The organism is Anaerovibrio sp. RM50 (assembly GCF_000622005.1).
Lineage (GTDB): Bacteria > Bacillota > Negativicutes > Selenomonadales > Selenomonadaceae > Anaerovibrio.
Genome location: NZ_JHWV01000005.1, coordinates 170,373 through 191,836, shown reverse-complemented (window position 1 = coordinate 191,836; position 21,464 = coordinate 170,373). Strand labels below are relative to the sequence as shown.

At 38.8% G+C, this 21,464-nt stretch carries 19 protein-coding genes; all 19 read right to left on the bottom strand.

The features are described 5' to 3' along the window. Positions 1–4: 4 nt before the first annotated feature. Positions 5–1,126, bottom strand: a complete 1,122-nt coding sequence (locus tag T525_RS0102850; protein WP_027405951.1) for a DegT/DnrJ/EryC1/StrS aminotransferase family protein — start codon at positions 1,124–1,126, stop codon at positions 5–7. Beyond that, positions 1,126–1,566, bottom strand: coding sequence for a hypothetical protein (locus T525_RS0102845; RefSeq protein ID WP_027405950.1), 441 nt, complete (start codon positions 1,564–1,566; stop codon positions 1,126–1,128). Before T525_RS0102845 ends, T525_RS0102850 begins: the two co-directional genes overlap by 1 nt. Before the next feature lie 15 nt (positions 1,567–1,581). Next, the gene (locus tag T525_RS15810) at positions 1,582–2,460 is read right to left on the bottom strand and encodes a glycosyltransferase family 2 protein (protein ID WP_072031608.1); all 879 of its coding nucleotides are present in this window, start codon (positions 2,458–2,460) and stop codon (positions 1,582–1,584) included. Beyond that, complete coding sequence (locus tag T525_RS0102835) at positions 2,460–3,767, bottom strand: nucleotide sugar dehydrogenase (protein ID WP_037324932.1); 1,308 nt, start codon at positions 3,765–3,767, stop codon at positions 2,460–2,462. Before T525_RS0102835 ends, T525_RS15810 begins: the two co-directional genes overlap by 1 nt. 97 nt (positions 3,768–3,864) lie before the next feature. Continuing rightward, the gene (locus T525_RS16175; RefSeq protein ID WP_156945514.1) at positions 3,865–4,155 is read right to left on the bottom strand and encodes a hypothetical protein; all 291 of its coding nucleotides are present in this window, start codon (positions 4,153–4,155) and stop codon (positions 3,865–3,867) included. A gap of 12 nt (positions 4,156–4,167) precedes the next feature. Next, positions 4,168–5,907, bottom strand: a complete 1,740-nt coding sequence (locus T525_RS0102830; RefSeq protein WP_027405948.1) for an ABC transporter ATP-binding protein — start codon at positions 5,905–5,907, stop codon at positions 4,168–4,170. A gap of 313 nt (positions 5,908–6,220) precedes the next feature. Further along, positions 6,221–7,114, bottom strand: a complete 894-nt coding sequence (locus tag T525_RS0102825; RefSeq protein WP_027405947.1) for an alpha-1,2-fucosyltransferase — start codon at positions 7,112–7,114, stop codon at positions 6,221–6,223. Between the two features lie 58 nt (positions 7,115–7,172). Then, positions 7,173–8,261 (bottom strand): glycoside hydrolase family 99-like domain-containing protein, encoded by a 1,089-nt coding sequence (locus T525_RS0102820; RefSeq protein ID WP_027405946.1) that lies wholly within the window; start codon positions 8,259–8,261, stop codon positions 7,173–7,175. Position 8,262: 1 nt separating this feature from the next. Further along, positions 8,263–9,471, bottom strand: a complete 1,209-nt coding sequence (locus T525_RS0102815; RefSeq protein ID WP_027405945.1) for an O-antigen ligase family protein — start codon at positions 9,469–9,471, stop codon at positions 8,263–8,265. A 1-nt stretch (position 9,472) separates the two neighbouring features. Next, positions 9,473–10,210: a WecB/TagA/CpsF family glycosyltransferase gene (locus T525_RS0102810; RefSeq protein ID WP_198022588.1), complete on the bottom strand. Its 738-nt coding sequence runs from the start codon at positions 10,208–10,210 to the stop codon at positions 9,473–9,475. A 48-nt stretch (positions 10,211–10,258) separates the two neighbouring features. Beyond that, complete coding sequence (locus T525_RS0102805; protein ID WP_027405943.1) at positions 10,259–11,221, bottom strand: GDP-mannose 4,6-dehydratase; 963 nt, start codon at positions 11,219–11,221, stop codon at positions 10,259–10,261. A gap of 2 nt (positions 11,222–11,223) precedes the next feature. Next, a complete protein-coding gene (locus tag T525_RS0102800) occupies positions 11,224–12,231 on the bottom strand; it encodes a kinase (protein WP_027405942.1) in 1,008 nt (335 codons plus the stop codon). Positions 12,232–12,710: 479 nt separating this feature from the next. Beyond that, positions 12,711–14,075 carry a GumC family protein gene (locus T525_RS0102795; RefSeq protein ID WP_027405941.1) on the bottom strand — a complete coding sequence of 455 codons (1,365 nt, stop codon included), beginning with the start codon at positions 14,073–14,075 and terminating at the stop codon, positions 12,711–12,713. Positions 14,076–14,133: 58 nt separating this feature from the next. Further along, positions 14,134–14,892, bottom strand: coding sequence for a polysaccharide biosynthesis/export family protein (locus tag T525_RS0102790; RefSeq protein ID WP_037324927.1), 759 nt, complete (start codon positions 14,890–14,892; stop codon positions 14,134–14,136). A 2-nt stretch (positions 14,893–14,894) separates the two neighbouring features. After that, complete coding sequence (wbaP, locus tag T525_RS0102785) at positions 14,895–16,286, bottom strand: undecaprenyl-phosphate galactose phosphotransferase WbaP (protein ID WP_051533361.1); 1,392 nt, start codon at positions 16,284–16,286, stop codon at positions 14,895–14,897. A 363-nt stretch (positions 16,287–16,649) separates the two neighbouring features. Beyond that, a complete protein-coding gene (locus T525_RS0102780) occupies positions 16,650–17,018 on the bottom strand; it encodes a desulfoferrodoxin family protein (RefSeq protein ID WP_027405938.1) in 369 nt (122 codons plus the stop codon). 134 nt (positions 17,019–17,152) lie between these two features. Then, on the bottom strand, positions 17,153–18,130 hold the full coding sequence (gene pfkA / locus T525_RS0102775; RefSeq protein WP_027405937.1) for a 6-phosphofructokinase: 978 nt from the start codon (positions 18,128–18,130) through the stop codon (positions 17,153–17,155). 368 nt (positions 18,131–18,498) lie between these two features. Then, positions 18,499–18,963 carry an SsrA-binding protein SmpB gene (smpB, locus tag T525_RS0102770; protein ID WP_027405936.1) on the bottom strand — a complete coding sequence of 155 codons (465 nt, stop codon included), beginning with the start codon at positions 18,961–18,963 and terminating at the stop codon, positions 18,499–18,501. Positions 18,964–19,058: 95 nt separating this feature from the next. Further along, the gene (gene rnr, locus T525_RS13995) at positions 19,059–21,419 is read right to left on the bottom strand and encodes a ribonuclease R (RefSeq protein WP_051533360.1); all 2,361 of its coding nucleotides are present in this window, start codon (positions 21,417–21,419) and stop codon (positions 19,059–19,061) included. Between the last annotated feature and the right edge of the window lie 45 nt (positions 21,420–21,464).

Genomic DNA, 21,464 nt, shown 5'->3' with positions numbered 1-21,464 from the left:
ATTACTACACCTTAGATAACACTTTTTTCAATTTTTTTACAACATATTTCTGGTCATCATCTGTCAGATTTAAGCCACTTGGTATATAAAAACCGCGTCGTGCCAGTCTTTCACTATTTGGATATTGCTCACCTTCAAACAATCCCATCTTTTTGAATATAGGCTGCTCATGCATGCCCCAAAAAAAACCTCGACAGCCGATTCCCTCAGCACCTAACCGCTTCATAAACTCTTCCGCATCTATCTTAATACTATCATTCAATACTATGCCATATACCCAATAGATATTATCAGCATAATCTGTCTTGTCTACCGGTTTCTGAAGTCCCTCCACATCCTTTAGAAGTTCGTTATACAAATGACCAATATGACGTTTTTTTACAATTGTCTCATCAATTCGCTCTAACTGAGCACAACCAATTGCCGCCTGCAAATTAGTCATACGGAAATTATATCCAAGTTCTTCATGAACGTACCGTTTTTTGGGACTAAAAAATAGATTACGGGTCAACTGGCAACGTTCTGCCAAATGCTCATCATCAGTTACAACCATACCACCCTCTCCGCTTGTGATATGCTTATTAGGATAGAAACTAAATGTACTAATAGTACCCAAACTTCCACATGGACGTCCTTTATATGTTTGTCCATGCATTTCAGCAGCATCTTCAATAATTGCCAAATTATATTTTTTTGCTAACGCAAACACTGGATCCATATCCACAGGCAATCCATAAATGTGGACTACCATAATAGCCTTTGTCTTATTGGTAATTTTCGCCTCAATGTCGTCTACCTTCATATTCCAAGTAAAAGGATCCGCATCAATCAATATAGGCTTTGCCCCCACTCGAACAATAGGGGCAGCACAAGACATAATGGTGAAGTCCGGCATAATAACCTCATCACCTTCACCAATTTCTAAAGCAATAATAGCCGTATCAATAGCAACAGAACCATTAGATACGGCAACACCATATTTCCGATGAGTTAAAGCAGCCATTCCTTCTTCAAAACGCTTAACAAAGGGCCCCTCAAAAGAAATCCAATTGGTCTCAATACACTCATTAATATATTTTTTTTCATTACCATTTAAAACTGGCTCGTTAACAAAAACCTTTCGCATCACTTTTCCTCCTCCGGAAGAACAATTTCATTGTCTGCTATTCCCATAAACCTAGTCTTGTCACCGTCTCCAGCGTACGGTCCTTGTTTTATTTCAAACATTTCAACTTCTTCAAGCACTTTAAATCCATGGCCACCCGTGGCTAGAAGAATTAAATCTCCGGCTCCCAATATACGGCTCTCCAGGTAATTGCGCTCATCATCATAAAAATCTACACGAAGTTTTCCTTTTCTAAGCAAAAGAACTTCCTGAGTATAATGTACTTCACGAACTACCTTATTGTGCACATGTGGCTCTATTATATGCCCGTCTGGATGTTGCATATATGCCACCTGCTGGGATAAATCACCTGGGGTAAAAAAAGAAATGCCTGGCTTATTATATTCATGATGAATAATCATTGCCAAAAGTTTATCCTCGTGTTTTATCTCTTCAATCATCGTAAAATCACCCATCTAGCCCCAAATATGTCTAAAAAACATTCTACAAATTATATAGGTTATTTTATGTGCAATGGAAAAAATAACTCTATTTAATCTATATCTTTGCTGATTTCTCATAGCCAAAAACCAATTATTCAGTATTCTCAACTTCCATAAAAGCAATCGGCAATATGAGCTCCCATCTACAATGTCATTTCTATATATTTTTATAAGTCTTTTTAGCCCGTAAAACAAATTCCACGAATTTGTCGAAATACTATCACCAACACGGCGTATATTGGCTACCGATACCCCACAGTGAAACATCTTCATTCCATACTTATTAATATTTAGTACCAGATTATCATCCTGCCAGCTTTTTAATTCAGTATCAAGTAATGGCATCTTTTCAAACGCTTTTTTACGTACCATTATTGTAATAAAACAGCAAAGAGATAATTCTTGCATTAGATATAGATTTTGATCCTCATATTGTATATGGTCATAGTGAAAAAGCTGATGATCAACATCTACATCACCATAAACCATATCCACAGTAGGATGATCATGAAATGCCGCAACCCTATTTGATATTGAACCAGGCAATAATTCATCATCAGAATCTAAAAATGCAATATATTCCCCCCGGGCGCATTCTATGCCATTATTTCTTGCCCATTGCGCCCCCTTGCCACCATCACTTCTTAATAAATACTTTACATTATCATGTTCTTTAGCATAGTTTAATACAACCGTCTTTGTATCATCTTGAGAAAAATCATCGCACACCAAAATTTCAATATTTTTATAATCTTGCTCAACAACTGACTGTATAGCATCTAAAATTGAATCCTCACGGTTATATGTAGGAATAACCACCGACACTAATCCTGGTATAAAATCTTTATTCATTATAAACTCCAATAATCAATGATATCTTCTAATGACATTTTTTTGTTGCAACCTTTAACATCTATCAATATCATCTTCTGCGTTGGTCTATTTATTTTTTTTAAATCATCCATATTTAGATGGCAAAATACCTGATGAGCCACTGCCACAATGCAACAATCAATATTACATAAATTGTTAAAATCCACTAGATTAATACTATACATTTTTTTCGTTTCTTGAACATCTGCTAATGGATCACAAACCATTGGTTGAATCCCATATTCCCTTAAGCGTCTAACAATATCCATAACCTTGGTATTACGAATATCTGGACAATTCTCTTTGAATGTTAAACCTAATATAGCCACATTAGCATCTCGAACAACCAAACCAGCCTTTATCATGTGCTTTATCGCTATATCAGCAACAAAGGCGCCCATGCCGTCGTTTATCTTTCTACCAGCCATAATCACTGGACTATGATAACCCAGCTTTTCTGCCTGATAAACGAAATAATATGGATCCACTCCAATACAATGTCCTCCTACCAATCCTGGACGAAAATTAAGTGCATTCCACTTTGTATTCATAGCCTCCAAAACATCAAGGGTGGCAATTCCCATTCTTTCAAACACTGTAGCCAATTCATTCATGAAGGCTATATTAATATCTCTTTGGCTATTTTCTACTACTTTTGCAGCCTCAGCAACTTTTATGGATGGCGCACGGTGTACGCCAACTTGAATAATCATCTCATAAACCTTTGCAATTTCATTCAGAGATTCCTCATCCATGCCTGAAACAATCTTTTTTATGTTTTCCAAGCGATGAACCTTATCCCCCGGATTAATACGTTCTGGAGAATAACCTATTTTAAAGTCACGTCCACCTGTCAGTCCAGATACTTTTTCAAGAATAGGAAGACAGATATCCTCTGTTACTCCTGGATATACAGTAGATTCATATACAACAATGGCACCTTTATGAAGATGACGGCCTACTACCGCACTAGCACCTTCTACCGGAGATAAATCAGGTGTTTTGTCCTGGTTTATCGGAGTAGGTACAGCCACAATAAAAAAATCTACTTCATCCAATGTGCTTTCATCTGATGTAAACTCAACTGTTGTATTTTTTATTATTTCATCGCCCACTTCAAAGGTTGGATCTATACCAGATTGATATCTGTTTATTTTCTCAACATTAGTGTCAAAACCTATAACCTTTGTTTTTTTTGCAAAAGCCACTGCCAAGGGCATTCCAACATAACCTAATCCAACAACAGCTATGTTGGGTTTTAAATTACTTAAAATTTCTTGAGACATTTGATCCTCCCATAAATATGTGTAAATTACTTAGATTTTTGCCAAATCCGCGAAACAATCGGTATATCCAATACATCATTTTTAATTTTACGAGTTTTTAGCTTAACGCCTGAATTTTTTTACTACTTGTATTAAATGATTCTATTAATTTTACAATTTCAATAGCTAACTTATAATATACATTTCTCTTATAATGCCTGATATTATCTGTCAAATCAGTTGATGACAATACATATTTACGCACATAAATCAAAAATGTGTTGTCATTCTCTTCAACAAAACTATCCAAAATTTTATTTAAAGCGAAATGAGTGCCTACCCTGTTATTTCTTTTCTCATTTTCATAAGTACTATCAAACAATAAAAAACAAAATGCTGTCGGTCGCATCAAATATTACCTTTAAATTATTTCAACCCTACCTGATTGAAATTTGACCTTATAATCACACGCTTCCAAAGTACTAACTCTATGTGCAATACTCACTATTGTAATTGTTCCCTTGAGTTTCAGTATTGTCTCTGTAATACTCTTCTCGGTTTCATTATCAAGTGCACTAGTAGCCTCATCCAGAATAAGCACCTCCGGTTGCTGATATAATGCTCTGGCAATACCAATTCGCTGGCATTGTCCTCCACTAAGTTTTACTCCGCGTTCCCCCACTTGAGTATTCATCCCTTCTGGCAAGGACATTATATAATCATATAATTCAGCCATTCTAAGAACAGTTTTTATTTGTTCATCACTTATATCTTCACTCTTCACCCCCAATGCTATATTCTCTTTAATAGTACCATCTATCAAATATATACTTTGAGGCACATATGCAAGGTTTTCCTGCCATGCCCTTATATCAGAGAAAATATCAATACCATCGACAGTAATCTTCCCACTTGTTGGTTCTAACAGACCAAGTAATATGTCAACAAAAGTAGTCTTACCTGCACCGGATGGTCCAACAATACCGACAAACTTTCCTTTAGGAACATTAAACGTGACATCTGACAACACATCATCCTCCATATCAGGATAATGAAATCCAACATGTTCAACGCATAAAATATCTTTATATGGTAATTTTTTTCCTGGTGGAGTTATATAACCATCTGATTTTTTTTCAACACGTCTACGAATTGAATAAAGCTCTGGATAAAGTTCATTAAAAAACGGCATTTGGAATTTTATTAGATTTGCATAATTAATAATACGATTAGCACTGGGCATCAATCGAAAAGCTGCAAGTGCTAGAACTCCAAGCAAAGGGACAATATCCATTGGTGTATTACCTAATATTAATTTAACAATAATAAGGACAAGCAGACCACTAACAACACAAGCTTCAATAATAGTACGAGGAACTTGATTAAAAAAATTAAATTTTCCATTTGCCTTACCATAATGGCAATAAGCATTATTAAATTCTCGCAAAAAAAATTCTTCTTTATGTAGTATCTTGGTTTCCTTAATCGCACCCAAAGATTGATTTAACCACTTTATATACTGTGCTGTATAATTATTTTGGATAATTCCTTGATTTGTAATTTTTCGGCGAAAGAACCTAGAAATTCCAATTATTATGATAGACAATACGCCTGCCACAATAATTGCCGTAAACGGATCAACTATTACTAACATCAACCAAATTATAAATGCAGTCATGACCTCAGTAATCAGCTGTAATGTAGGAATCAATATTAATGAAAATGTTACCATAGAACCAGAATGGACATTCCTAATCAATGTTGCCGTATTATGGTTAATGTGGAACAAATACGGTTTACGAATATATTCTGCTAGTAATTCTTTCGAATAATAAATCTGATTTTTTATTGCGAAATGTATTTGGAAATAGCTCTCCCAAGCAATATATAAGTTTTTTGCTAAATACAAAACAATAAGGCCGCATGACAACATAACAATAAACTCTGTATGTGTTGTTATTCCTATTAAGCTCAAATTCTCAGCTAATTCGTAATTCTCATACAATATTTTTTCATTTCCCATTATTGAAATCAATGGCAAAATGGCACCTATTCCCACTGCTTCAAGAATTGCTCCTACTAACATTGCAAATAAGATTGCAGAACACATCTTATATTGTTTAGACGGTAATATGGTAAAAATCTTTAATAAAGATTTCAAAATAGGCCTCCTTAATCATTATTTAACCTGGATTATTCACAAAAATATGGTTAACCCCACAAAATTCAAATTCATCGACAATCTGTATAATATAGCCATTCACTTAATAGGTGAAACATAAAAGGAAACCCTATCAGTAGTAAGATAATGTCAGTTATTCTATCAGACAGCCTGCAGGTAATTTCAGGACAATGGTACCAACGAATTAACAAATGAATGTATTATTTATCATCTTTTCATAGTTCCTTTGGCTGTGTCAACTGATAACTGCATATTATAGGCATAATTATAACTAAGAGTATATCTCTAGATGCTATATCAACACCCAATCATCACATACAAATGGATATTTTGCACCTGTATATGGCAAGTTGGGCGCTATAACTATTTTACTAGGATTTGAATTTAAAAATGCTCCCCAAAAGCTAAACGTACTGTTTGCTGTGATATTATGCTTACATAAACTCATAAGTTGCATATCGCGAAAACTATTCTTGCCATTATTTCCTTCTACAAACGTATAATGATCATTATCAGGAAAAAGCGAACGAGCATACTCTACATCATCTGCGAAGACAAAAAAATGAGCATTTTTTACCTTTTCTTCAATCTTTAAAATAGCTTTTCTATAAAATGATAAGGGCGTAAGCTTTACTCCTTCGCTTACATAATCTCCTCTTCTAACGTGAATAGATACTGAATTACAATTTTCCATTTTTTCTGCATATCTTTTGTTTTTCAGATCATCTATAGTAGGAAATTTGTATATATTTTTTATATCATATTGTATCTCCTTAAAATAATGGTAATTTGCGAAAACACCTAGATAGTACACCGATTTACCGGGCATCACATTAAAAAATTCATTATAATACTCTGTATAATCATCTTGAATTTTCATAGTTTGTGGTGTCAACGAGAAAAGTTTTCTTACTTTTTCTCCTATTCTGTGAAAAATAGTTTTATATTCAAACCCAACACCATGTAGGCCATACCCTGACGTCAAAAACAGAACTTCTTGCTTACTCGCAACTTCTCCAGATAAATCAAAAATATCAAATAGCTCAATTCCATTATGAGCAAACGGAAATGCGTGTCTTATATCAAGTTTAATTATCTCGCTTGTATATTTTTTACATAAATGCTTATAAAATGCATATTCAAACATCTGATTCCCCAAACCACACCCCATACTAACAACAAGCATAGCAAACCTTCTCCTCCTGCATCATTTCACAATTAATGCAAATCGATACTCTATTATGTCATGATTTTACATTTTTCACAGCCTTTAAGAAACCATCACTATATAATTCATCAGGTTCTAAATAATTCCCTTCTCCCCACTCATTCCATGCATTTATTATAACAAATGGCGATTCTTGCTCTTCCGCTTTGTAATATTGATTGCGAAGACACTTTTCAAAGGCATCCACTGACACATTTCTAAAAACCGTAGAATTATACTGTCTTCTTGGTGAATTATCCCAATCAGTAAATGCCCCCAATATCGTCCTACCACCATTTGGCATATTTCTCGATGAAATCAGATTACATATTTCTTTATAATCTGGTTGATACTGAATTACCCCAGTTTTAAATTTATTTAAAATTATTTTGTTTAGATACTCTAGTACTCTCGATCGTAGGTACCTACCATATTTTCTAAAAGCTGGAAGTCCATGTGTAAATGTATAAAAAGGCTCTCTTTCAAATGCAGCATTAAAGCACCCTAATGAATCATCATTACCGCCTGCCACAGTTTTAACAAAATATATACCATCAAAGCCGTTTTTAATAGCCAACTCATTCCAATATGTTACAAACTTGTTTACATCCTTAAAACTCCAATCTTTATATATTATAAACACCGGCTTATTATCCACCTTTATATAACGCTTATCTTTAAAGAATTTAAGGCAATAGTGAAAATGTTCTTCCCAATTGTTTTCATTACCATATTTCTGTTCCCATATAACTTCAGTCTTCTGCCCATACCATCTACTTTCCCAAGATTCATTCGCCCAATAAAGGCAATAATTGGTATCAATATCCTCATTATTAAGAAGCAGTTCAGTTGGTTTATCCAAAAGTTTACTGCCACAAGAGTAATAGTGATATATAACAAAGCCGTCTATTCCATGTTCTTTTGCCATTTTAGCCTGTCTACTGATTGCATTCACATGCGATAAGTCATATTCCGAATACGGAATTCTAGGTTGGACATGCCCCTTAAATAAAGGTTTAGCATGTTTACAAGCTGTCCACTCCGTATATCCTTCCCCCCACCACTTATCATTATATTCTGTTTGGTGATATTGAGGTAAATATATTGCCAAGATCGATGGTTTCATCTTAATATCTTCTCTCCTTAACCATTGCGCCATTAGATAATATACTTAATACCGTAAAATATATAAACATAGACCAATTTGTCCCATCAACATCCTCTATTGCAAATAATATGATAAAACTTATTAAAAATAACAACATCATTCTTACATTTTGGTTCTTGAAACTTTCTTTAATTACCATATAATTCATCCTTATGTATATAAACAATCCTAATACCGCGCCTAAAAATCCTGTCTTATAGAAAAATCCCACATAAGTTGAATGCGAACCTAAATAGGCAATAAAATCTTCCATTGGTCTAAAGACCTCTTTGATCCCCATTCCCCACAAAGGTGATACATCCCATGCTTTTATTACACTAGTCGTTAGAAGGTCTATTCTATATAATGTACTATCTTCATTTCCATATACAATAGAACTTGTGAACAACTCATTAAATTCTTTATAAGCTACTATAACAATCATAATTCCGAATAACGCTATCATTAATAATAATATGTTCTTATATTTCCTCATTATTGTATCAAGAAATGCGAACAGAAGAGAAACCGAAAAAATACACATACCTAGTCTTGAATGAATTAAGAATACCTCAAAGGAAGTAATTGTAAGTATACCTATAATTGAACTTCGATTTTTTTGGTACAAATACGGTAGCGATAACATCAAATTTAACATTATGTAAAAAAGATTTATATTGGAAAAATCATTTAACCCAAAAAACTTAATAGTAGGTTCCTCGCTTAAATATGTTGTTACAAACAACGTTCTACCAAATAGTGAAAAAGAATTCATCTGAAAAACATAAAACATAATTGCAGCAATAATGGCTGGTATTAGCATAATGTACAAATTACGTGCACAATACTTTCCGATAGTGAAAATATTTATATCTGCACCTCTATAATATGCAACATAAAGAGCAGCTATAGGCCATAATACCATCGTATTTATCGCACCAATACAACGTATAAATTCAGGCTTAAATTCCGCAATGTTATACAGTATCGCAAAAGAATGAACCATTGCAAGCATACACATCGCCACAGCCGCATAGTCAAAGATTACCTTAAAGCCATTTTTCGACACCAAAAGATATATAACTGTTACGAAAACAACCAGCTGGACTGGCTTCGGTAATAATATAATCAGCCACAACCACTTAAAGATAAAATAATCCAGATTGGTTTGGTTTTTATGTACTTTCATTTTATGATTTCCCGCCAACTTTTCTATATTTCCATATTAAATACAGATATTTACTATCATCAATGACATATCTTTTAAACATACGTCTGGGATCTGAAATTAACCTGTAAAACCACTCCATACCAATGTCTTGCATCCATTTAGGTGCTCTTTTTTGTACCCCAGCAATAAAATCAATCGTTGCACCAATTGAAAACGACATTGGTATTTGATACTTTCTCATATTCTCATGGATAAATATATCCTGCTTTGGAACCCCCATGCCAACAAAAAGCATATCAGCTTTCGAGTCAAGGAGCATTTTATTTATATTTGCTATTTCCGCTTTATCTTTTTCAAATCCAAATGGTGGGGAATAACATCCAACAACATTTAGGCTAGGATATTTTTCCTTTAGATTATCTACAGCTTGTTGTGCCACGCCAGGTGCAGCCCCTAAAAAAAACACAGAATACCCCTTCTGAGCTGCAATCTTGCAAAGCTCTGGTACAAGGTCAGATCCACATATCTTCTCTTTGAAGGGCCTATTGTATAGTTTTGCCGTCCAAATAAGCGGATGACCATCCACAAGCAGTAATTCACAATCCTCACAAATCTTCTTAAATTTGTCATCCCACTCCATGCGTACAATCTGGTCAACATTAGGTGTTATTACCTGGCCTATAATTTGGTTCTTAATGCAATACTCTATATGGGCAATGGCTTCCTGTTTTGTAACATTGTCGATATAGGTATTCATAAAAGGTTGCCTGTTTAATGACATATTACTTCCCTATTCTTGCTTAGTCTATATATGACCACGCCAGTAATTCAGCATATCTGATATGGTCTGTTCCATTTTGATTTCCTGCTTCCAACCAGTGTCATGTTTGATTTTATCAACATTGCCAACGATAATTCGTTCATCCGTAGGTCGGATAAGTGCTTTATCTACTTCTCTTATTAACTCATGTTTAATCTCAACTTCAATCATCTTCACTATATCTTCCATCTTATATATATGTTCAGAAGATATATTATAGGCCTCTCCTGCCTTGCCTTTTTCTGCCAACAGTAGCAAAGCTCGAACCAGATCCCGCTGATCCATGATGGCACGATGAGTTTCCAGATTTCCACAACGTAACTTGTATATGCCGCTTTTTTCTGCCAATATAGCGCGCTTTGTAAAATCAGAAGTCACATCGTTAACTTTACGCGTCCCTGTAGAATTAAAAATTCTGGCACGAATACAGCGTATATGATCATTCATAAAGTATTGATACGAAAGCAAATCCTGTCCTACTTTAGACACGCCATAAGGATGTAATGGCTTCAATTCTGCTGTCTCTCTAACAAATGGATCTTTTAATTCGTTCAGAGTCTGGCCATATTCAGCCGAGGAACAGGCAACAACCACCATTGGATCATACGCAGCATACACATATTTCCTTGCTTTCTTTATAGACTCAAAGACAGCTACAGTTCCATTAATGTTTACATCTATGGTTTCAGCAGGGCTAACCCAAGAAACCGTAGGATAGGACTGAGCCGCAAGGTGAAAAATTCTTTGCGGCAGTTTGTCCATAATAAGTTCTTCAATACCATACCCATAACGCAAATCGCATTGAACAAAGTTTATAGGGGCTGAAACCTGTTCTATATTTGTTTTATTCTTATGCCATACGCCAATTACTGCATAGCCGCAATTATATAAAATCTCAACCATATGTGAGCCGACCATGCCACCTGCTCCGGTTACAAGTACATTCATCGTTAATCTCCTACTTTTTCATACATCTCCGGGGAATAGTGAATTACACGTGTCCCTCCATCTTCAAACTTAAAAGGAACATATAATAAGTTCTTCATTGCTTCCATGACAGCCTTTTTATTTTCAGGTTGAACATAAAACAAAAGAAAACCTCCACCACCTGCTCCTAATAGTTTTCCACCTAATGCACCAGCCTCTAAACCTTTGTTATAAAGTCCATCTATAGAGTCTGTACTTATTGCTTCGCCAGTTTGTCTCTTTAATTTCCATGTTTCATCTAGAAGTCTACCAAAATCGTCTAAATTACTATACTTGTCTTCAAGTACAGCCTGCGCCTTACCCACAAGCTCATACATTTCCTGTAATTGTTTTATCTTCTCTGTATACCCTATAGCATTTACTTTTTGCACATCAGAAGAAAAACGGGTAAAACCCGTGAAAAACACCATTAAGTTGTCATTTAACTGTTTTTTCCGTTCTGGATGGATAATAATAGGCTGCACATTGTAAGTTCCATCTTTATTGAATTCTATTCTGTTCATGCCACCAAATGCTGCTGCAATTTGGTCCTGCCAACCACCAGCCTCATTACACAATTGTCTTTCGAGATATATAGCTTCATCAGAAAGCCTTTTTCTATCAACATACTTACCTTTAAGAGCATAGAAGGCGTTCAACATACCAACTGCAAACGAAGATGAAGTGCCAAGACCAGAACGAGCTGGAAGATCTGCGTCATATATTAATCTAATTTCATGCATATCTAACATCTTCATAGCATTCCTTATGGCTGGATGCATTACTTCATCAATATCCGTTACATATTCTTGTGAAGAATATGTAAGATGTGTTGACCAATCAAAAAATCTTGGGAGATGGCGAACTGTCACATAGCAATATTTATCAAATGTTGTAGAAAGTACCGCCCCCCCATATTCTTTAAAATATTCTTCTATATCGGTTCCACCGCCGAAAAAACTCATTCTAAAAGGTGTCTTAGTTATTATCATTAAAAAACCTCTCACGGCCTCTAGCAGACCGCCTTCTTTTATTTGTACATACTTACATCAGCAGCCTTCACCTGCACTAACATCATTATCACTATCACAAATTATCCAACTATAACGTAGATCAATATTAATCTACTGTGCAACTTTTAGTATGATTCCAGGCTTCTTTTTTTCGACATTCACAGTCACATTTAAACTCTGGAACTTCTCCCGCAAACACTTTTTCTAGATGTTATGGACATTAATAGAGTCCATAGATAAGAGTAATATCGGTAAATCACTGTATTCGGAGTGAAATAATTTCTCTTTCTAATACGAGAGCACCATCTATTGGCATAAAAAATTTTAGCAATATCCGTGAAACAAAGCAGAAAATTCTAGTACATCCCTTTGCTGCCATAATTACAACCTTCATGCTTACTACTTTTCCCAAGCGATTCTAACATAAACTATTTTTTATAAAACAGCTTGGAATAAAATTAAACTACTCTTTCTTTCCTGTATAGCCAAAAGCCATATACCAGATAGATCATCAAACCTAAAGCCATACCGACAAAAGTAATAAGTGTTCTTCTCGGAGCACTCTTCTCTTTTGGCAGATTTGCCTTATCTATTACTTGAATATCCATACTTTCCATTGTAGCCTGTATACGAGACTGTTCACTCTGCTTTACTAAAGCAACATAAACATCTTCCTTTATGTCAGCATCACGCTTCAATTTAAAATATTCCAAAGCATCTTCTGACAGCTGCGCCATATCATCATCGACTTCTGCCATTTGAGACCGCACAGCCATTTCACTAGCTCTGGCTACATCCATATCCACCTGTGCTTGAACCTGATCCTTTATTAAACTTGACTGAGTTGGATTTAATGTAGCCACACCACTAGCTACTGCTACAGAAACCGTCTGAGAAAGCTGTGTCTTTAAAGCTGTTAATTGCTCTCTCGCATTTTTCAACTCAGGGTGTTCTTCCGTGTATTTCTGTTCAAGTTTAACAATTTCAACTTCCTGCTGGGCAATTTGATCTCTTAATTGCCCAACTACACTATCCTCAGCAATATTATATGTTTCTATTTTAGCATTTTGTTTACCAAGCTCGATATTAACTGCCTCCAACTTGGCACTAGCTGCCTTTTGGTCTACAACAAAATCACTCAGTGCCTTATCATAGACTGCTGTTCTATCAAGCATCGCTAAAGTCTGAGAATCTGGTTCATATACCTTATGCTCTCTACTATACTGCTCCAGCTTATTGGAAGCGTCCTCGGATTCCTGCTTGGTCGTATCTATTCTTTCGTTTAAAAACTTTACCATATATGATTGACTATTTTGGTTCATGGTAGTCATCATTTTCAAAAAATTCTCCACAACACTATCAGCTATCATCTGGGCTTCTTCAGGACTTTTGCCTTTGGCGGTAACATTTATAAGACTAGTTCCCTTTACATTTTTAATGGTCAATCTCCCTTCGGCAAAGCCATGAGCTGTCATCTTGTCTCTGTCTTTTTCCGAAAGATCCTCAAAAACAATGTCCATAATTGGCTCCAATACAGTACGAGATTTCATCATTTCCATATAGTCATTAGTAGACGCTGAGCCTCCGTTCATTCCCAATAAAGCCATAGCCGCGGATGAACCAGATAAATCTATTTTATTGGAACTTTTAGTCTGTACTAATGTAGTTGACTCAAAAGTAGGAGGGATAATAAGTGAATATATCATAGCCACAAGACTACAAACAACTATTATTCCACCTGCTATTTTCTTTCTATCCCACAGTATTCCAAAATATCTTCCCAAATCAAACTCAATTTCATCATCTTTTTTTTTCTCATCCATGCTAGTATAAAACTCCTATCCTCTAATGCGCTTCATAAATTAACAGTTATTCATTAAATTATTTATTTGTTAAACTTCTATATACCGAATAAGCATTTATATATGGAATGATATCTTCGCTCCAAATAACCTTACCAGAATCTGGTACATATACTATATCCCCATCTTCCAAGGCAATATTCTGGCTCATGTCATGCTGTTTTACAAAAGCATCCAGATTTATTTCCTTAAAATAAAGTTTATCATCAACTTGACGCAGTAGTTGAACGTGCTTAGAACGACCTCTATTATCTACACCGTTAGCTGCAGAAATTGCCGCATAAACATTCATAGAGTCTACTGCCATTTCTTTGATACCAGGTGATTTAACATTTCCCATAACGTAAACCTTACGTGTAGCATATTCCCGCAAAAAAACATCAAATCCAGACAGTTTAAAATATTTACTTAGCCTACTTTCTAATAAGTCTCTAGCTTCATCCAAGGTGAGATCTACTAATCTTACTCTTCCCACACAGGGAATTTGGGCACAACCATCCACACCTATTTGTATATAATAAGCAGAAGATAAAGTCGAAGGAAACTCCCCATGTCCCACAGACACCAATTGTATTCTATCATACTTAAACAACCGATACTGATCCAGCATATTTTCTTTATGCATGTAGTTCACTTTAAATACGCTAGTATCGTCATCAGCCACCACAATTATATTGCCCTCAGATACAGGTTCAGCCTGTACGTTTCTGTTTTGTAAACCTACAGCAACAGACACTCCCAGTATACATACCATAATCATTTTTGATAATTTCTTCATAATTAGTACGCTCCGCTTTTTCCTAAAACTATTTTAAAGGTCTTCACTAGAAACATTATGTCCCTTGCCAATGACCAATTTTTTACATACCACACATCCATGGCCACTCTGGTGGCGAAGGATACGTCATTTCGGCCGTTCACCTGCCAAAAGCCCGTGATACCAGGCTTTGCCATGGTGATGATTTCCGCATCGGCTCCCATGTCTGCCTTTTCTCTCGGCAGATATGGTCGTGGGCCCACCAAGCTCATGGTGCCCTCCAGCACATTCAAAAGCTGTGGGAGTTCATCAAGACTGGTCTTGCGCATCCAGCGTCCAGCCCGTGTTACTCGTGGATCATAACCCCTTAATTTGGCAAATTCCTTCCACTCCGCTGCTGCATCGGTATTTTTGGCCAAATATTTCTTCAGCCGCTCATCCCCGTCAGTGTACATGGATCGGAATTTATAACAGGTAAAGTTTTTGCCACTTTCACCAAGACGCTGTGCATTGTAGAATACACTGCCCTTAGAATCCAGTTTTATAATAATTCCCAATACAAAGAGTATAGGAATAATTATTGGCATAAACACCAGAGTAAAGCAAAAATCAAAAAGCCTTTTCAGTAGCTTGCTACGAACCCTGGCTAAATTATTGTAACTCTTTAACAAAGTAATCTGTTCACTGAACAAGGTCTGTATCTGGACAGTGCCCATTGGGGTACCCACCAGATTTGGTGCAAACAGGATATTGCGCACATAAGGGCGGATATCCGTCAGCAGCTGGTCCATTTTGTCCTTATCCATGCCCGGAGCTGATACCAACACCGTATTTATGTCCATCTCCTGGACTATTCTGACGGCGTCATCCATCTTCCCCAGGAGAGGATACTCCGATGGGAGCTCGTCTGATATAGGATTATCATCGATAAGTCCCACTATTTCATAGCGGTAGGCCAAATCCTTGTCAAAATAGTCCCTGATGCGTTCCGCAGTCTTGCCGGCACCTACTACTATGATTTCTTCCTTCAAGAGTGTGGAACCTTTGATAAACTTTGATACAGCATATCTTAACACCGCCACCCAGCCCAAGGATGTAAATATAAATATGAAGCAAAATAACCTTGATACCTTGCCGCTGGCGTTGATTACAAACAATGCAATTATGCTCATAATCATGCCAAAGAGAAGGCCCTTGAATACGCCCTGACTCACATCCAGTGAAGGTCGGTTGAACTCATAGCCGCTTTGCACTGCAATGCATAAAATAAACACCAAGGGAATGTATATAAATTGGTAATTTACCGGCAATTCAAAAACCGTAGGCAATAACCCCTGAAACAGTGCCCTGATCTGATAAGCAGTTTCCTGGGCAAGTACCAAGGCAATATAATCCACTATGATGAAGAGCAACATGGTGGCATAATGCCGCCTTGATGAGCGTCTTCCTCTTGAAATGTCTTGCAAAAATACCACGTCCCTGTATGCACTGCCTGTTCAGTACAGATTTATTCATTCCTTTGGGCGTGCAGATTATCGCCCATAATATACAAAAGGTCATAAAAACTTAAATTAAATTTTAGCATATAAGTCGGAGTCATTCAACCCGTTTTAAACGTATACTTTAATGAATTTTATCAGCTAGTCTTTACAGAAAAAGGACTGGTTATGAGACACATCTCATTTACCAGTCCGTAAGTTATCCGCACAATATTTATTTTGTCATAGGAATAAAATCCCTGTTCTTAATTGTTACTAATCTGCAATCCAGCTTCATCATCACGCTTTCCAGAGGCCGTGGAGGTTGCAATACTCATAGGTTGCCACCAGAGTCTCCCCATCAGTCAACAGGAACTCTGCCTCAGGCTTGTCCTGTGGAGTGAGCTTCTTCATCTGACAGCCCTTGTTGGTCTCGATAACAATCCACTGAATGTAATGGGCGTCAGTCATAGGGTGCTCAACGCTGCCCACCTTGACACTGACCTTGTTGCCCTCCACAGTAACAGCGGGAACATGCTTCTCCTGGGCTGCATCGGTGGTGCCCGGAATCAGCTCAGTCATTCCCTGACCGCAGCAAGACAAAGGCCCCTTCACATCGCTAAGAGCTGTAGTAATGTTGCCACACAAATCGCACTTAAAAAATCTCATCTTGAATTCCTCCCATCAATACACACAATATTAATCTGATTACTAAAAAGGAATATCTTATGGATTATTATATGACACGATTCTGAAAAATAACTGGAACCGCACTCATATATTTTAGGACAGCGCCTTAACTATCATGCCAATACCTTGGACAGTCTGATAAACTCCGTATCCAGAGTCTTTCTGTTGTTGGTGGCCTCGTCAATAGGAATCTCCACTACAACCCCTGTGTCAAATCCTACCACCACGTCCTGCTTGCCATGGATTATGGCCAGTACAGCCTTTTCACCCAGCATGCTGGCGTTTATGCGGTCCTCCACTGATGGGGAGCCGCCCCGCTGGATATGTCCCAGAACAGTAACTCTGGTGTCAATCTCAGTTTTCTCCTGAATCTGCTTGCCCAGCTCTGTGGTTGTGACCCCCATTCCCTTCAGAGCACCATCAGCAACCACCAGCAGACTATACTTTTTCCCCTTGGCATAATCTGCACGGATTTCCTCACAAATCTGGTCAATATTGGACTTGGTCTCAGGCACCAGAACATACTCGGCACCGCCGGCTATACCAGCTGTCATGGCCAGCCATCCAGAGGTCTTGCCCATTACCTCAATAAGTACAATACGGCGATGAGCACAGGCAGTGTCACGAAGCTTATTGATAGCATCCACCACTGTGTTGGCCGCCGTATCGGAGCCAATGGTATAATCCGTGCCCCAAACGTCATTTTCAATGGTGGCCGGAATACCAATAACAGGCATGCCAAATTCCTTGCTCATGGTGGCGGCACCCTTGATACTGCCGCTGCCGCCGATGACAATAAGGCCCTCAATGCCATGCTTTTTCAGATTTTCGTAGCCCTGGCGACGGCCATCCTCCTCAAAGAACTCCCCGCTGCGGGCGATGCCCAGGAAGGTGCCTCCCCGCTGAATCATGTCTCCCACACTGCGGGTAGTGAGCTCCTCGATTTCGTCATTAACCAGGCCCTTGTAACCGTTGTGAACACCCCAGATATGGACGCCCTGATGAACTGCGGTGCGGACCACTGCCCTGATGCAGGCGTTCATGCCCGGGCAGTCATTGCCGCTGGTAAGTACGGCTATATTATGTAACATATTGAGGATTCTCCCTTCTATAGTTTTTTCTGTCATATTAACAGTTGAACAAATAGCGAACGGTGAAACTTTTTCGGCTTCATCTCTCCGTCCGAAAGTGCGGCATGTATAATCGCCTTCTTTCCAGTGAGCATCGCTAAATTCAATCTGCGCAAAATGCTTGATTTCATTAAGTGTTGCTGGCACAAATCATCATGCACTATATATTCGGCTTCTCCGTAGGCGACAGAGTCGCACATACATCGAGGGGTTAATAAATTTCGTGCCCATGATGAGCCTCCGGCAGGTGGACTCCGTTCTTGCAGGCGAAAAAATTCCCCCGCCTCCAAAAATGTTCAACTCAGTAGTCATCTGCCTATTATAAATAACTATCTGCCGCGCAAATCGCGCTCTATGTCACGTTTTACGGCCTTGTCCTTTAGATCCTGCCGTTTGTCGTAGTTGTGTTTACCACTGGCCAGAGCAATTTCAATTTTTGCTCTGCCCTTAACAAAGTATATTTTCAACGGAACTATGGTAAAACCCTTCTCCCGGGTCTTACTAAATAATTTTATTATTTCCTGTTTATGCATCAAAAGCTTGCGGGGCCTGCGTTCGTCGTGATTAAAAATATTTCCGTGATCGTAAGGACTGATGTGCATGTTCACAATGAATATTTCGCCGTTTTTTATTTCGGCGTAGCTGTCCTTAAGGTTTGCCTTGCCTTCGCGGAGGGATTTTACCTCGGTTCCCTGAAGAACCAGGCCTGCCTCGAAGGTTTCATGAATAAAGTAATCGTGACGGGCCTTGCGGTTTTCGCAGACAATCTTCATGCCTTGGTTTTTCTTGCCCATAAAATGTTTAAATCTCCAATACTTTTTTCTCGGTGGTGGTCTATATTCGGAACGCTCGCGCTCTCTAGAAACAGACCACCACTATGCAATTAATATTATATTTCAGCTATTATATCTATTTTTGATTTTCCCTTGCGCTTTACAGACTTGTGGTCGTGTTTATTGCGCTTGGAAGTTTTGGTCTTTTTCTTTGGCTTGTAAGAAGAAGTCTTTTCCGCCTTTTTCCGGGCTTCTTTTTTCTTATTTTCCTTTGGCGGCTTTTTGCGGTCAAATTTCTTTGAGGATTTTTTCTCGCCCTTCCTGGATTTTCTACCAGTTTCGCTAACCTTGGCAATCTTCTCCTTGGACTTTTTGCCGGAGGACTTTGCTTTTGGCTTGCGGTCTGTGGAGTTTTCCATGCGGAGAACCCGTGGGTCGCAGTTGTCCTTCACCACGAAGTCCAGTGCCTTTTCCTCCACGCTTGCCCGTACCAGAATGACCTCCACTGTGTCTCCCAGCTGGTAGCTGCGGTGATGATGGTTCCCCACCAAAGCGTAGCGGTTTTCAACATAGTCGTAGTAGTCATCCTTCAGGGTGGTCATGTGAACCAGCCCCTCAACACCGTTATCCAGTTCCACAAAGAAGCCAAAGCCAGTGACACTGCTGATAACTCCCTCGAAGGTATCCCCCACGAACTGCTCCATGTATTCTACCTTCTTAAGGTCGGTGGTGTCACGCTCAGCAGATACTGCCACCCTCTCCCGTTTGGAGGCGTGCTCTGCCATTTCTGGAAGCTTATGTATAAGCTGCTCGCGGCGATCCCTTGGAATGCTCCCCGTTGGGAAGCTTTCCCGTAGAAGTCTGTGAACTATCAAATCCGGATATCTGCGGATAGGAGAAGTGAAGTGTGTATAGTATTCGGCAGCAAGACCGAAATGTCCTTCATTTACCGCTGCATATCTTGCCTGTTGCATGGAGCGGAGGGATACAGTGCCCAGAATCTTTTCCTCAGGCTTCCCCGCTATCTTTTCCAGGGCAATCTGAAGCTCCTTTGGACGGACATTTCCCTCGGCAGAGGTCTTCAAATGAAGGCCAAAGGTGCCCATAAGGCGGTTTAATGCCTCTATTTTTGCTGGCTCAGGAGTTTCATGGATACGGTACATAAATGGCTGCTTGCGGCGGCACATATGCTCCGCCACTGTCTCATTGGCGGCCAGCATACACTGCTCCACAATGGACTCACCAAGATTGCTGACACGTTTTTTAAGGCCCACAGCCCTGCCGTTTTCGTCCAGCTTCACCTTTATTTCCGGTACCTCAAAGTTTATGGCACCACGATTATGGCGATACTTATACATGGCATTGCGCACCTCTTCCAAATTGTAAAGAAGTGGCAAAATATCTTCATTGTCCTGGCAGAAATCCTTGTCCCGCTCCACCAGAATCTTATTAACCAATGTGTATGTGAGGCGGCGGTATACGTGGACCACCACCGGCAAAATCTTGTATTTGGTCACCTTGCCCACAGGGCTGATTTCCATTTCACAGGCCATGGACAGCCGGTCCACTCCTGCGTTGAGGCTGCAGATGCCGTTGGAAAGTTCCTTTGGCAGCATTGGCACAACCCTGTCCACAAGATACACAGAGGTGCCACGGGCCTGGGCCTCAATATCCAAGGGCTGATTTTCCCGCACATACCAGCTTACGTCGGCGATATATACTCCAAGGAAGAAGCTGCCGTCATCGTGCTTTTCCACGTAAACGCCATCGTCCAGATCCTTGGCATCCTCACCGTCAATGGTGACTATTTTAAGATGCCTACGGTCCTCACGACCATTTTTGCCAATATGCTCATCAGCATTTATGGACTGCTCCACAGCATTGGCGGCCTGCTGAACCACCTCGGGGAATGACTCGGACAAATCGTACTGACGCATAATGGAGAGGATATCCACCCCAGGGGCATCAGCTTTGCCCAGCACCTCCACAATATGCCCCTCGGCTTTTTTGCCGCCCTCAGGCCACTGGGTAACTTCCACCACAACCTTGTCCCCAGTTTTTGCCCCCAGAAACTGCCCGGAAGGAATGTAAATGTCTTCCTTTATGCGGGTGTCATCAGGGGATACAAAGCCGAAATTGCGGCTGGCGGAGAAAATGCCAACGATTTTGCTGTTGGCCCGCTCAATAATCTTATATACCTCTCCCTCCTTGGAACGGCCGGGAGTAACGGCATACTGAGGAAAGAGGCGCACCTGTACTGTGTCACCGTTCATGGCTGTGTTAAGGCCGCTTTTCAAAATGAAGATGTCGTCCTCATTTTTCTGCATTCCCTCAGGGGTGACGAAACCGAAGCCACGAGAGGACAAGGAGAGAACCCCTGTAACCAATTCCTCTGCCACGGGCTCCTTATGAGTGAGCTTCGATTTCACCTGTTTTATTTTTTTGTCTACTTTTCTATGCTGTAAATTTCTTTTCATATTATCTCTCTTAGTTACTGGAGCGGTGAAACTTTTTCGGCTTCA

Excerpts from the sequence above, each read along its gene's own strand:
- T525_RS0102850 (WP_027405951.1), bottom strand. The coding sequence starts at position 1,126 with ATGCGAAAGGTTTTTGTTAACGAGCCAGTTTTAAATGGTAATGAAAAA.
- T525_RS0102845 (WP_027405950.1), bottom strand. The coding sequence starts at position 1,566 with ATGATTGAAGAGATAAAACACGAGGATAAACTTTTGGCAATGATTATT.
- T525_RS15810 (WP_072031608.1), bottom strand. The coding sequence starts at position 2,460 with ATGAATAAAGATTTTATACCAGGATTAGTGTCGGTGGTTATTCCTACA.
- T525_RS0102835 (WP_037324932.1), bottom strand. The coding sequence starts at position 3,767 with ATGTCTCAAGAAATTTTAAGTAATTTAAAACCCAACATAGCTGTTGTT.
- T525_RS16175 (WP_156945514.1), bottom strand. The coding sequence starts at position 4,155 with ATGCGACCGACAGCATTTTGTTTTTTATTGTTTGATAGTACTTATGAA.
- T525_RS0102825 (WP_027405947.1), bottom strand. The coding sequence starts at position 7,114 with ATGCTTGTTGTTAGTATGGGGTGTGGTTTGGGGAATCAGATGTTTGAA.
- T525_RS0102820 (WP_027405946.1), bottom strand. The coding sequence starts at position 8,261 with ATGAAACCATCGATCTTGGCAATATATTTACCTCAATATCACCAAACA.
- T525_RS0102815 (WP_027405945.1), bottom strand. The coding sequence starts at position 9,471 with ATGAAAGTACATAAAAACCAAACCAATCTGGATTATTTTATCTTTAAG.
- T525_RS0102810 (WP_198022588.1), bottom strand. The coding sequence starts at position 10,210 with ATGAATACCTATATCGACAATGTTACAAAACAGGAAGCCATTGCCCAT.
- T525_RS0102805 (WP_027405943.1), bottom strand. The coding sequence starts at position 11,221 with ATGAATGTACTTGTAACCGGAGCAGGTGGCATGGTCGGCTCACATATG.
- T525_RS0102800 (WP_027405942.1), bottom strand. The coding sequence starts at position 12,231 with ATGATAATAACTAAGACACCTTTTAGAATGAGTTTTTTCGGCGGTGGA.
- T525_RS0102795 (WP_027405941.1), bottom strand. The coding sequence starts at position 14,075 with ATGGATGAGAAAAAAAAAGATGATGAAATTGAGTTTGATTTGGGAAGA.
- T525_RS0102790 (WP_037324927.1), bottom strand. The coding sequence starts at position 14,892 with ATGAAGAAATTATCAAAAATGATTATGGTATGTATACTGGGAGTGTCT.
- wbaP (WP_051533361.1), bottom strand. The coding sequence starts at position 16,286 with ATGTTGCTCTTCATCATAGTGGATTATATTGCCTTGGTACTTGCCCAG.
- T525_RS0102780 (WP_027405938.1), bottom strand. The coding sequence starts at position 17,018 with ATGAGATTTTTTAAGTGCGATTTGTGTGGCAACATTACTACAGCTCTT.
- pfkA (WP_027405937.1), bottom strand. The coding sequence starts at position 18,130 with ATGTTACATAATATAGCCGTACTTACCAGCGGCAATGACTGCCCGGGC.
- smpB (WP_027405936.1), bottom strand. The coding sequence starts at position 18,963 with ATGGGCAAGAAAAACCAAGGCATGAAGATTGTCTGCGAAAACCGCAAG.
- rnr (WP_051533360.1), bottom strand. The coding sequence starts at position 21,419 with ATGAAAAGAAATTTACAGCATAGAAAAGTAGACAAAAAAATAAAACAG.